This window comes from Pseudomonas sp. GM18, from assembly GCF_000282195.1.
In the GTDB taxonomy this organism is placed as follows: Bacteria; Pseudomonadota; Gammaproteobacteria; order Pseudomonadales; family Pseudomonadaceae; genus Aquipseudomonas.
The window spans coordinates 1-12,154 of record NZ_AKJT01000045.1 but is presented as its reverse complement, the minus strand read 5'-3'; the positions used below and the strand labels follow the sequence as shown (position 1 = coordinate 12,154).

Sequence of the window (12,154 nt, the reverse complement as noted above, 5' to 3'; positions counted from 1 at the left end):
AAATGAAAGAGGCCTCGCATTGCGAGGCCTTTTTTTCGATAGGCTGTTGAACTCAAAGGAAAATGCTTGTAAAGTGCGCCCCGCAGTAAGTCACCCCGAGAGGGTTTCTGCTCCCCAAGCAGGAATCTGAAATAAGTTGCAAATCATTAACTTGAAAGCAAATTAGGGGGTTGACAGAGGTGCTTAAGATTGTAGAATAGCGCGCCTCAGACACACGAACGCAGCGATGCGAACGGGTTGAAGAGGTGAAGCAAGCTTCACAGCTGTAAATTGAAATACCAGTTGTAATTGAAATGTGTAGTTCCGTGATAGCTCAGTCGGTAGAGCAAATGACTGTTAATCATTGGGTCCCAGGTTCGAGTCCTGGTCACGGAGCCAATTTCAAACCGGGGTATAGCGCAGTCCGGTAGCGCGCCTGCTTTGGGAGCAGGATGTCAGGAGTTCGAATCCCCTTACCCCGACCATTTTTGGGTCGTTAGCTCAGTTGGTAGAGCAGTTGGCTTTTAACCAATTGGTCGTAGGTTCGAATCCCACACGACCCACCATTTTTGAAACCAGTTAACACTGGAATCGAATCTTAAGATCAGACGCCAAAAGCTCTGTTCGCAGAAGGCGCCTTTAAAGGGTGCCTTTTTTTTACCGGGGTATAGCGCAGTCCGGTAGCGCGCCTGCTTTGGGAGCAGGATGTCAGGAGTTCGAATCCCCTTACCCCGACCATATTAAAAATCCTCGTATCGAAAGATACGGGGATTTTTTTTGCCTGCGAAAAAGTAGATCGCTTCAAGTCATCGTACAACTTGCCGATAACGAGCTAACGGGGCACGGACAGGGCCTCAACTCCAGCCAATAAAAACAAAGGCGCTCGTTATGTTTCTTCGTCAGCTGAATATTGCCCCTCGCGCCGCGCTGGGTTTTGCCTTGATCGCGGTATTGGTGGCGTTGCTCGGGGTTTTTGCACTGGGGCAGATGTCGAGCATTCGCGACAGCGAGGTGGCGGTGGAGACCCAGTGGCTGCCGAGCATTCGCGGCGGTGACGAGATCCGCGAGCTCATGCTGCGCATCCGTACCATTTCCCTGCGTATGGCGCTGGATCAGGATCCGAAGAGCGTCGCCACTTACCGCAGCCAGATGGACACGCGCGACAAGGAGTTGAGCGAGAAAATCGCCGCTTATGACAAATTGGTCACTACCCCTGAGGGCCAGGAGTTGTATGACCAGTTCAAAAAAACCTTCGCCGCCTACCGCAGCGGCATCGCCCAATCCTTCACTCTTGCTGAGCAAGGGAAGCGTGACGAGCTGACCAAACTGCTGCTGGTCGACATGAAGACCGTTGTCGACGGTTCGGGCAAACAGCTCAACGATCTGGCGGAACTGTTCACCCGGCAAGTGGCCGCCGAGAGCCAGACATCCCAAGAGCACTATGCCAGCTCCCGGATGATCGTCAGCCTGTTCATTGCCCTCGCGGCGTTGGCCACGGTCGGCCTTGCGATGCTGTTGACCCGCAGCATCGTCAAACCCTTGGCAGAGGCGTTGAACGCTGCGCAAAACGTGGCACGAGGCGATCTGACCCGTCCTATCGAAACCCATGGCAACGACGAAGTGAGCCGCTTGCTCAAGGCGCTGGCGACCATGCAACACAACCTGCGTGAAACCTTGCAGGGCATCAGCGGTTCGGCGGCGCAATTGGCGGCGGCAGCCGATGAATTGAACGCGGTCACGCTCGACAGCACCCAGAATCTGCAACAGCAGAACAACGAGATAGAACAAGCGGCGACGGCCGTCACCGAAATGACCACGGCGGTAGAGGAGGTCGCACGTAACGCGGTTTCTACCTCCGACGCCACGCGTCAATCCAGTGAGTCGGCACACGTTGGTCAGCAGCGAGTGAGCGAAACCGTGAGAGCCATCAGCGCCCTTGCCAGCGACGTACAGACGACTGGCGGCTTGGTGCAATCGTTGGCCAACCAGTCCCAAGACATTGGCAAGGTGCTGGATGTGATTCGTGCTATTGCCGAGCAGACCAACCTGTTGGCTCTTAACGCCGCCATCGAAGCGGCGCGAGCAGGCGAAAGTGGTCGGGGTTTCGCGGTGGTTGCCGACGAAGTGCGCGCCCTGGCGTACCGCACGCAACAATCGACTCAGGAAATCGAACAAATGGTTCAGGGCATGCGTACTGGCTCAACCCAGGCGCTGGACTCCATGCAAGCCAGCTCCTCGCGGGCAGCCAGCACCCTGGCGTTGGCTGAGCATGCGGGTGAGGCGCTGCAGACCATCACCGCCTCGGTTCACCAGATCCACGAACGCAACCTGGTGATCGCCAGCGCCGCCGAAGAGCAGGCGCAAGTGGCGCGTGAAGTTGACCGCAACCTGGTGAACATTCGCGATTTGTCGGTACGCTCCGCTGCTGGCGCCGATCAAACCAGCGCCTCCAGCCATGAGCTGTCGCAGTTGGCCAACTCGTTGCGGACCATGGTGCAGCGGTTTCAGGTGTAAATCCGCCGGACGAAAAAAAGCCCCGCTTCTCGATGCAGAAGCAGGGCCTGGTCTTCATTGGCTTAGCTGTTGTCTTTCAGGTGCTCGAACAAGCCTTTTGGCATTTGTTTGCCATTGGCTTCGTAGTTGGCTTTCACGTTATCGAAAGCCTCTTGCTCCGAGATTTGACCATCATGGTTGGTGTCGATCTTGTCGAAGTCGGCCTTGGGCGCCACTTTCAGGAACTCCGCACGGGACACCTGACCATCGCCATCGGTGTCTGTCCTGGCCATCGAGGCATCGCCGCACTTGCCTTCGCCACATTTGCCTTCTGGGGTTTTTACCGAAGTTTCGGCCGAGGCGACCATGTAGCCCTGGGTCAGTGGCTGCGCGGCGAATACGGAACCGGACAACATCAGGCCACCGGCCAGGACAGCGCCAAGCAGGCCAACGGTGTTTTTGCTGAGAGTAGTGGTACGAGACATTACAAATCTCCTGGGTTGCACGACACAACCGTTCGATAAAGGACGCCACGTAAGTGCGGCGATGACCGTAGCAGGCGGTGCCTTGCTCGGGTGTGGCCATTTAGCGGGCGTGGTGTATCGCTACTGTGTCGCGCAAGGGGGAGTTTGTAAGCGAAGGGGCGCAATCGTGGGGGAGATACAGTGAGACACACAGGTGTCAGGAAGTTGGAGCGAGGCGTCCGCTTCGCGGGCAAGCCTCGCTCCTACGGGGGAGTCGATCGCATCATTTCGATTCGACTCCGAACTGTAGGAGCGAGCGGTGCGGCGATCCGACTTGCCCGCGAAGAAGCCCTAAGTGACGCCGAAGCTCTTAATGCAACTTGAGTCGTGGCTCGGTCCCGCGCCCAATCTTGCTACCCAGCATCAACATCGCCGTACGGAACGCGCCATACAGCGCCATCTGGTGCATGCGGTACAGCGACACGTAAAACATCCGCGCCAGCCAGCCCTCGAGCATCACGCTGCCGGTCAGGTTGCCCATCAAGTTACCCACCGCCGAAAAACGCGACAGCGAGATCAGCGAGCCGTAGTCGGTGTATTTGTATTCCGGCAGGGCCTTGCCTTCGATCCGCAGTTTCAGCGACTTGGCCAGTAACGAAGCCTGCTGGTGCGCCGCCTGGGCGCGGGGCGGTACGTTGCGGTCGCTGCCCGGTTGCGGGCAGGCCGCGCAGTCACCGAAGGCGAAGATGTTCTCGTCGCGGGTGGTTTGCAGGGTCTGCAGCACTTGCAGCTGGTTGATGCGGTTGGTTTCCAGGCCATCGATGTCCTTGAGGAAACCCGGCGCACGAATCCCGGCGGCCCAGACTTTGAGGCTGGCGTTGATTACTTGGCCGTCGGCGGTAATCAGGCTGTCGGCGGTCACTTCGCTGACCGCGGCATTGGTCATGACGTTGACCCCGAGTTTCTCCAGGGTTTTATGCACAGGCCCGCCGATCCGCTCCGGCAGCGCCGGGAGAACCCGTGGCCCGGCTTCGATCAGGGTGATGTGCATGTTTTCCGGCTTGATCCGGTCCAGACCATAAGCCGCCAGTTCATGGGCGGCGTTGTGCAGTTCCGCTGCCAGTTCGACCCCAGTGGCACCGGCGCCGACGATGGCCACGCTGATCTGTTGCACGGTATCGGTTTGCCCGGCGTGCGCACGCAGGTAGTGATTGAGCAATTGCTGATGGAAGCGTTCAGCCTGTTTGCGGGTGTCGAGGAACAGGCAGTGTTGCGCCGCGCCTTGAGTACCGAAGTCGTTGGTGGTGCTGCCGACAGCAATCACCAGCGAGTCGTAAGGCACTTCACGCGCCGGCACCAGCTCCAGGCCAGCCTCGTCGTAGGTGGCGGCCAGCTGGATTTTTTTCTGCGCGCGATCGAGCCCGCTCATGCGCCCCAGCTGGAACTCGAAGTGGTTCCATTTTGCCTGGGCGACATAGTTGAGTTCGTCTTCGGAAGAGTTCAGGGAACCTGCCGCGACTTCGTGTAACAGCGGTTTCCAGATGTGGGTCAGGTTCGCGTCGACCAGCATCACACTGGCCGTGCCGCGCTTGCCCAGAGTCTTACCCAGACGGGTAGCCAACTCCAGACCGCCGGCGCCGCCGCCAACGATGACAATACGATGAGTCATGGGGATATCTCGCAAGGCTAAAAGAAATCGGTGCAATTACCCAAGCGAGCATGAGGGTCTGTTGACGTTTGATGACGACCGCGACGGATGCCCACGTGGCGCAGGGCAAGGCGCGAGGAACGTGATTTGGTTGTTCCAAATGAGTTCCGAGCAACGCTGCCCTGCGCCACGTGGGCGTCCGTCCCTTCGGGTTGCGCTCCAACGAGCGCGAGGCTGCGTTGCGGGATTTGCCAAGGGAACAACCATTGGCGGCATCCCGCGCCTTGCCTCGCACTCGTTGGAACGCAACGCGGTTCGTCATCAAACGTCAACAGACCCTCGGCAGCTCATAGCGTCAGGTAACTGATAAGTCGGCTCAACAGGCCCAGACCAATGGTCACTGCCAGCACCACCACCAGGAGCATCCACGGCCGGAAAGGCCGGCGCTCGACTTGGTGCTGGGACAGGTGCAGGTACTCTTCGACATGCTTCTGGTCGTCGGGGTTCAGGCGGCTGGTCATAAAGGCCTCGTCGGGTAGACGTTGCTGAATGTGCAGACGTTACAGAGTTTGTCTGCAAGCGTTGAACGGTGCATGTGGTTCGGGCGAATGATTGCGCTTTGTAACATTCGGCCAGTGATTGCGCCATCCTGTGCAGTGTTGCCGGTATCTGTGGCGGGACTCACAAGCTGATCCCGACATCGAAGACGATGCTGCGCCCCAGGTTACTGCGCAGGAAATCCGGGGCGTCGGGGTGGGCGAAGAGCACGCGGGCGAAGGTCGGGCCGACCAGCGACAACGAGCGCCAGCCCTGGCGCAGGTATTCGGTGGGGGGCGGAAAGTGGCTGTTGAGGTCCAGCACTTCGCGCTTGAGGCTGGCGAAGGCGATGATGTCCAGATCCCCCAGGTCCATACCGCGCTCTTTGTAGTTGTGGGCTTTTTTGCGCAAGGTTGGCGCCAGTCTCAGCAGGAATTCATTGGCCGGGATCCGCCGGGGCTTGGCCTCGCGGCGCACCAGCTGGCTCAGGGAGAACGCGCTGCGCCGGCGTTGCAGCTCATCACGCCATTCGTCATTGAGGCGCCGACCCTCGTCGAGCACGAAGAACACCTCGAAATTCGCGTCGCGAAACAGCACGTCCGGCGGCTCTCCGGCGGGGGCAAACTCATCGGCGCGATAGGGAATGTTCAGACCTTGCAGCAGGCGCTGGCAAACCCAACGCTCACGCTCCCATTTGCGGGCATTGGAAAGGAACGTGTTGGCTTGCTCGGCCGCAATGGTCAGCAGGCGTAAATAATCTGAATCATCCATAGGCCCAAGCTTAGCGTTCAAATGTGATCTGAATAATAAAGTCGGTCGCGATTTTTTCAGATAGAGCCTTACCCGTTTTTTCTGGCGTGCCTATGGACGGTTACGCTGCTGTAGCCCGTCCACGTTTTGCTTTATGACATCCATCACCGCAGCAGTCATCACCGAGGTGGAGACACCAAACATCAGGATGCCGTTGGCTGCCTCCAGTGGGCCAAGCAGACGCCAGCGTGAGGACATGACGATATCGCCGTAGCCCAGCGTGGCGAAGTTGACCGCCGAGTGATACAGCGCGGTGGCGAACTCGTCGAATTCGTCGAGCAGCATGAACAGGGTGGCCCAGATGGCGATTTGCACGAAATTACCGAGCAACATCAACAGCATCACCATCGACAGCAACAGGATATTCAGCCATTGCGATGCATGAGCGGGTTGGACATGCCTGAAACGCACGTAATGACGTAAACATATAGTCACGAAAACGGCTTGCATGAGCAGGCAGAACAACATCACGGGAACGCCGGCCAGTAGATTCAACAGCATGGCGATATCCTCGGCAGACGTGTCAGGTCGGTCCCTGGTGGTCTGTCCCGGGTTCTTGTGCTTGATCGTCCACCCATTGCCAGAACAACCGATAGCCGACCGCCAGTATCACGGGGCCGATAAACAGGCCGAGGATACCGCTCGTGACCATGCCGCCCAAGGCACCGATCAGCACCACCGGCATTGGCACATCGACACCTCGACCTAGCAGCAACGGTTTGAGGACGTTATCGACCAGGCCCGCAACGAAGACATAGATGGCAAACACAATGGTCGCGGTACTGGCACCTTCGTTCGCGAAGACGTAGACGATGACCGGAAGGGTGATCAAGGTGGCCGGTAATTGCATGATGCCAATAAGCAGCACCGCCAAGGCGAGAAGACCTGCGCCGGGGATGCCCATGAACACAAAGCCGATGCCGATCAATAGCATCTGAATGAAGGCGATGCCGACCACGCCCAACGCCACTGCCCGGATGGTCGCGGTGCACAGCTCGGTGATTTTCGGTCCCTTGACCGGGCCGCAGAAGCGCGAAGCGATTTGCACTGCACTGCGGTGGCCACTTTCACCGTAGGCTAAGAAAATACCGGCAACAATCAGGGCGAAGATAAATAAAAGGAGCCCCATGCCGGCCCCCGCCAGCTTGCTCAGCAGGGAGAGGCTGACACCTTTGATTTGCGGTATGAACTTCTGTAGCAGGTCGGGCAGGTTGGTGACGGCTTGTGTCCATAAGCCATGAAGGGGTTTGCCCACGAGTGGCCAGCCGGCTACCGCATCGGACGGCGGGGGAATATGGAAACTGTCACTTTTGACCATGCTCATCGCCCGTTCCACGGAGTCTGCAACCGAGGTTCCCAACAAATAGGCAGGCACCATAAGGATGCAGATGGCGATCAGCACAATCAGCGTCGCGCTGAGCCCATCCTTGTTTCCCAGCACGCGTTTGAACCTGACTTGCGATGGGTAGAGGGTGATTGCCAGGATTATCGACCACAGCATCAGATCGAGGAATGGGCTGAATATCTGGAAGCAGAAAACCACCAGAACGGCAATCAACCCGGCACGAATCAGTACATCGAGCAGACCTCGGGAAAAAGCCTTTTCGGAAATGGGCGTGGGAACCATCGATTTTTCCTCCTGTAGATAGGAGCAAAGGCATGAGCCGGGTAAATCCAGCATAGACGTGCTCCTCGCCACAGGTTTCTCTGATTCAAGATCCTCTTTCCCCACCTAACGCCCGGTTCCGGGCAGTGCACAAAACGGATAGCGATCTGCGCAAAGCGGATATTGCCCTGTGCCTGGCGACTTTAACCTCGGCTGTACGGACGTTAGCCGCGTTACCGACTCTTAAAAAAACAACAACAAGAGATAGATGCCATGCGCAAGATTGACGTACATGAGGTTATCGACAACGCACGATTCAACCGCTTTCACTGGATGGTGCTGTTCTGGTGTGCCCTGATCATCATTTTCGACGGTTACGATCTGGTGATCTACGGCGTGGTGTTGCCGATGCTGATGAAAGAGTGGGGGCTTAGCCCCCTGCAAGCCGGCGCACTGGGAAGTTACGCACTGTTTGGAATGATGTTCGGCGCGCTGTTTTTCGGCCCGCTGTCAGACAAGATCGGCCGCAAAAAAGCCATCACCCTGTGCGTGATGCTGTTCAGCGGTTTTACCGTGCTCAACGGTTTTGCCAGTAACCCCACCGAGTTTGGCCTCTGTCGGTTCATTGCCGGGTTGGGCATTGGCGGGGTGATGCCCAACGTCGTGGCGCTGATGAATGAATACGCGCCGAAGAAAATCCGCAGCACGCTGGTGGCGATCATGTTCAGCGGCTACTCGGTGGGCGGCATGCTTTCGGCGGGGCTTGGCATTGTGTTGATCCCGAGTTTCGGCTGGCAGTCGGTGTTTTACGTGGCGGTGCTGCCGTTGCTGTTGTTGCCGTTGATCATGTACTTCTTGCCCGAATCGGTGGGTTTCATGCTGCGTCAGGGGCGCCATGAAGAGGCGCGCAACATTCTCCAGCGAGTCGATCCGGCGTACATCGCGCAAACCGGCGATCAGCTGCACATGAGTGAAGTGAAGGGCTCTGGCACTCCGGTGTTGCAGTTGTTTCGTGAGGGGCGGGCGCTGCGCACGCTGATGCTGTGGCTGGCGTTTTTCTGCTGCTTGCTGATGGTCTACGCCTTGAGCTCCTGGCTGCCGAAACTGATGGCCAACGCCGGTTATAGCCTGGGCTCGAGCCTGTCGTTCCTGCTGGTGCTCAACTTCGGCGCCATTTTCGGCGCGGTCGGCGGCGGCGTACTGGGTGACAAACTCAACCTGCCGCGCGTGTTGGCGGTGTTCTTCATCGTTGCGGCGGCATCGATCACCTTGCTTGGCTTCAACAGTCCGATGCCGGTGTTGTACCTGCTGATCGCCATCGCCGGCGCCACCACCATCGGCTCGCAGATTCTGCTATACGCCTGCGCCGCGCAGTTTTACTCCATGGCCATTCGTTCCACCGGTTTGGGCTGGGCGTCGGGCATCGGCCGCAACGGCGCCATCGTCGGCCCGCTGCTGGGCGGTGCCTTGCTGGGGATCAGCCTGCCGCTGCAACTGAACTTCATGGCGTTTGCCTTGCCCGGTGCGGTGGCCGCCATTGCCATGACCGTGTTCGCGATCAGCAGTCAGCGCAGTGTCAAACAAGCGCTGTCGGGCCTGCGCCATGGTTCGCCTGACGGGTCTGTCGGCGAAGTTTCATGAAAACGTTAGTCCGGGATTTTTCCCTGTCGGCTGCCGTCGCCGGATTTATCGCGACGGTGATTTCCTACGCGGGCCCCTTGGTGATCATCTTTCAGGCCGCCGAAACCGCGCATCTCTCGCGAGAAGTGCTGTCGTCGTGGGTCTGGGCGATTTCCATCGGCAGCGCGGTGCTCGGCATCGGTTTGAGCCTGCGTTACCGGGTGCCGGTGATTATCGCGTGGTCGGCGCCGGGCTCGGCGTTGCTGGTGGCGCTGTTGCCGGGAATCTCCATGCCGGAGGCGGTGGGCGCGTACCTGGTCAGCAGCCTGATTATTTTCCTGGTCGGGGTGTCCGGGGCTTTTGACCGGATCATCGGCAAACTGCCCGCGGCGATTGCGGCGGCGATGCTGGCGGGGATTCTGTTCAGCTTCGGCACCGGGTTGTTCGTCTCGTTGCAAGGCAAGCCGCTGCTGGTGCTGGCGATGTTTGCCACATACCTGGTCTGCAAACGGGTGATGCCGCGTTATGCGGTGTTGATGGTGCTGCTGGTGGGCTGTTCCATCGCGTTTCTCGCTGGTGATTTGCACCGCGAAGCGCTGGTGATCGGTTTGGCCACGCCAGTGTGGATCACGCCTGCGTTCAGTTTGAGCGCGACGCTGAATATCGCCTTGCCGCTGGTGATGGTGGCGCTGACCGGCCAGTTTGTCCCCGGCATGGCGGTGCTGCGCGCCAGCGGTTACTCAACGCCCGCCGGCCCGATCATCGCCAGCAGTGCGTTGGGCACTGCGCTGTTGGCGCCGTTCGGTTGTCACGGGCTGAATCTGGCGGCGATTACCGCCGCCATCTGTACCGGTCGCGAGGCCCATGAAAACCCGGGCAAACGCTATGTGGCCGGGGTTGTGGGCGGCCTCTGTTATTTGGTGCTGGGGATCTTTGGCGCCACGCTGGTTTCGTTGTTTTCGGCGTTCCCCAAAGAACTGATCGCGGCCCTGGCCGGGCTGGCGTTGTTCGCCGCGATCGCCGGGGCACTGGCTGGCGCAATGGCGGTGCCGAGTGATCGCGAAGCCGCGCTGGTGACCTTTCTCACCACCGCCTCGGGCATGTCGCTGTTTGGGTTGTCCGCCGCTTTCTGGGGACTGATTTTCGGCATGGTCACCCACTTGTTGTTGAACGCCCGGCGTCCCATCGCTCGCAGCGAAAGCGCTGCGGCTGAAGCACTACAACCTGTCGATCAATAAAAATAAGAGAAAAAACGATGAAACAGATTCTTCCAACAACCGGTTCAGTGTTGTCCATCGCTGTCGCCTCGAGTTTCTCCACCGGTGCGGTGGCCGCCGAGGGCGGCTTCATCGAAGACACCACCGCCACCTTGCAAGCGCGCAATTACTACTTCAGCCGGGACTTCTCCGACATCGTCGGGGCCAATAAACAGTCGAAGGCCGAAGAGTGGGCACAGGGCTTCATTCTCAACGTCAAATCCGGTTATACCCAGGGGCCTGTCGGTTTTGGTGTGGATGTCATTGGCCTGCTCGGCCTCAAACTCGACAGCAGCCCGGACCGGGTCAATACCGGTCTGTTGCCGGTGCGCGATGATGGGCGCGCGGAGAATGAATACAGTCGTCTGGAAGGCGCGCTGAAGGTGCGTTACTCCAAGACCGAATTGAAGGTGGGGGAGCTGCAACCCAACCTGCCGGTGCTGGCCTTCAGCGATATCCGTCTGCTGCCGCCCAGCTATCAGGGTGCAAGCATCAGCTCCAATGAGATCGATGGCCTGACCTTGCAGGGCGGCCACTTGAGTTCGACCAGCCTGCGCAACGAGGCTGGCGATGAAAAGATACAAGCCATGCTCGGTCATGTACCCCAGCGTCAGGTCAGCAGCGATGGTTTCAACTTTGCCGGCGCCGACTACGCGTTTAATGATAAACGCAGCTTGGTCAGTGCCTGGTTCGGGCAACTGGAAGATATCTACAACCAGCGCTTTCTCGGCTTCAAGCACAGCGAGCCGTTGGGGGACTGGACCCTGGGCGCCAACCTCGGCTATTACGATTCGCGTGAAGACGGCAAAAAGTTACTGGGCAACATCGACAACCAGGCGTTCTTCTCTTTGCTGTCGGCCAAGCGCGGCGGCCACACGTTTTATGTCGGCTACCAGGGCATGTTCGGCGACAGCGCTTTCCCGCGAGTGTTTGCCAACATCACTCCGTTGGGCAACGAGGTGCCAACCTACGAGTTTGCCTACACCGATGAGCGTTCCTGGCAGGCGCGTTACGACTACGACTTCGCCGCCCTCGGCGTGCCGGGGTTGACCAGCACCGTGCGTTACATCACCGGCAATAACGTCGACACCGGCAAGGGGTTTGAAGGCAAGGATCGCGAGCGCGATCTGGACATCGGTTATGTGTTGCAGAGCGGCAGCCTCAAAGGCCTCGGGATCCGCGTGCGCAACGCCATGGCGCGCTCCAACTACCGCAGTGATATCGACGAAAACCGTCTGATTCTCAGCTACACATGGAAGTTGTTATGAGCCGGTGATCACAGATCCGTGGTGCAGTTACCCATGACTTCGTAGGTTACGCGATGGGTCTGGCCCTGATGATCGACGTACTCCATGGTGGCTGGCACGACTCCGCAGGCGGTTGCGGTGTCTGTCACTGACACTACCTTGGCGATGTCCAGCGGCTGTGCCGGGTTGTACGGGGTGGCAGCGGCTGGCTCATTGGCGGCCAGGGCCGAGGTGGCGGCGAGGGTCAGGAACAGGCTGATCAAGGTTTTCATTTTTCTGTGCTCTGTGTGGGTTCCAGTGTCTGAATTTTAGTCTTTGCCTGTGGGTGATAAAGGGGGCTGGGTCTGATTCAGTCTTGCAGGAGATGTAACAATCGCTGTTGATTGTGTGTATATCCGTTGCTGCGGTAACGGCGACTTAGGGTTCCGCTCTTACAGCGGGTCACTTTCGAAAAGCGCGAAAGTAACCAAAGCGCTTTTGCCCCGCCATTCGGT

General features: G+C 58.6%; 11 protein-coding genes, 4 tRNA genes and 1 pseudogene. 9 read left to right on the top strand and 7 right to left on the bottom strand.

Annotation, left to right across the window (positions count from 1 at the left end; translation table 11 throughout):
• The first annotated feature begins 302 nt into the window (after positions 1-302).
• The 6 genes and pseudogenes from PMI21_RS14300 (at position 303) to PMI21_RS30180 (ending at position 2,493) form a co-directional block, all read left to right on the top strand.
• Positions 303-378, top strand: a tRNA-Asn gene (locus PMI21_RS14300).
• Between the two features lie 9 nt (positions 379-387).
• Positions 388-464: transfer RNA gene (locus PMI21_RS14305), tRNA-Pro, on the top strand.
• A 5-nt stretch (positions 465-469) separates the two neighbouring features.
• Positions 470-545 (top strand) — tRNA-Lys (locus PMI21_RS14310).
• 95 nt (positions 546-640) lie between these two features.
• A tRNA-Pro gene (locus PMI21_RS14315) sits at positions 641-717 on the top strand.
• Positions 718-867: 150 nt separating this feature from the next.
• Positions 868-1,638: pseudogene (locus PMI21_RS30185) on the top strand (MCP four helix bundle domain-containing protein); the annotation flags it as partial.
• Entirely contained in the window at positions 1,630-2,493 is an 864-nt protein-coding gene (locus PMI21_RS30180; RefSeq protein ID WP_443200765.1) for a methyl-accepting chemotaxis protein, read from the top strand. The pseudogene PMI21_RS30185 and the gene PMI21_RS30180, both read left to right, overlap by 9 nt.
• 62 nt (positions 2,494-2,555) lie before the next feature.
• Here PMI21_RS30180 and PMI21_RS14325 read toward each other — a convergent pair whose 3' ends face one another.
• The 6 genes from PMI21_RS14325 to PMI21_RS14350 all read right to left on the bottom strand — a co-directional run bounded on the left by PMI21_RS14325 (position 2,556) and on the right by PMI21_RS14350 (position 7,558).
• The gene (locus tag PMI21_RS14325) at positions 2,556-2,957 is read right to left on the bottom strand and encodes an HvfA family oxazolone/thioamide-modified RiPP metallophore (protein ID WP_007938398.1); all 402 of its coding nucleotides are present in this window, start codon (positions 2,955-2,957) and stop codon (positions 2,556-2,558) included.
• A gap of 349 nt (positions 2,958-3,306) precedes the next feature.
• Entirely contained in the window at positions 3,307-4,605 is a 1,299-nt protein-coding gene (locus tag PMI21_RS14330) for an NAD(P)/FAD-dependent oxidoreductase (protein ID WP_007938397.1), read from the bottom strand.
• A 326-nt stretch (positions 4,606-4,931) separates the two neighbouring features.
• Positions 4,932-5,105 carry a DUF3094 domain-containing protein gene (locus tag PMI21_RS14335; protein WP_007938396.1) on the bottom strand — a complete coding sequence of 58 codons (174 nt, stop codon included), beginning with the start codon at positions 5,103-5,105 and terminating at the stop codon, positions 4,932-4,934.
• 160 nt (positions 5,106-5,265) lie between these two features.
• On the bottom strand, positions 5,266-5,892 hold the full coding sequence (locus PMI21_RS14340) for a DUF1780 domain-containing protein (protein ID WP_007938395.1): 627 nt from the start codon (positions 5,890-5,892) through the stop codon (positions 5,266-5,268).
• 90 nt (positions 5,893-5,982) lie between these two features.
• Entirely contained in the window at positions 5,983-6,432 is a 450-nt protein-coding gene (locus PMI21_RS14345) for a potassium channel family protein (protein WP_007938394.1), read from the bottom strand.
• Positions 6,433-6,454: 22 nt separating this feature from the next.
• Positions 6,455-7,558, bottom strand: coding sequence for an AI-2E family transporter (locus PMI21_RS14350; protein ID WP_007938386.1), 1,104 nt, complete (start codon positions 7,556-7,558; stop codon positions 6,455-6,457).
• 252 nt (positions 7,559-7,810) lie between these two features.
• Between PMI21_RS14350 and PMI21_RS14355 the strand changes: the two genes are divergently transcribed.
• The 3 genes from PMI21_RS14355 to PMI21_RS14365 are packed head-to-tail and all read left to right on the top strand — an operon-like array spanning position 7,811 to position 11,681.
• Complete coding sequence (locus PMI21_RS14355) at positions 7,811-9,178, top strand: aromatic acid/H+ symport family MFS transporter (protein ID WP_007938384.1); 1,368 nt, start codon at positions 7,811-7,813, stop codon at positions 9,176-9,178.
• Positions 9,175-10,395 (top strand): benzoate/H(+) symporter BenE family transporter, encoded by a 1,221-nt coding sequence (locus tag PMI21_RS14360; RefSeq protein ID WP_007938377.1) that lies wholly within the window; start codon positions 9,175-9,177, stop codon positions 10,393-10,395. The genes PMI21_RS14355 and PMI21_RS14360 overlap by 4 nt, the downstream gene beginning before the upstream one ends.
• 17 nt (positions 10,396-10,412) lie before the next feature.
• Positions 10,413-11,681, top strand: coding sequence for an OprD family porin (locus PMI21_RS14365; protein ID WP_007938368.1), 1,269 nt, complete (start codon positions 10,413-10,415; stop codon positions 11,679-11,681).
• 8 nt (positions 11,682-11,689) lie between these two features.
• On the opposite strand, the gene PMI21_RS14370 is transcribed toward PMI21_RS14365, so the two are convergent.
• On the bottom strand, positions 11,690-11,932 hold the full coding sequence (locus PMI21_RS14370; RefSeq protein WP_007938366.1) for a DUF2790 domain-containing protein: 243 nt from the start codon (positions 11,930-11,932) through the stop codon (positions 11,690-11,692).
• Positions 11,933-12,154: the final 222 nt, after the last annotated feature.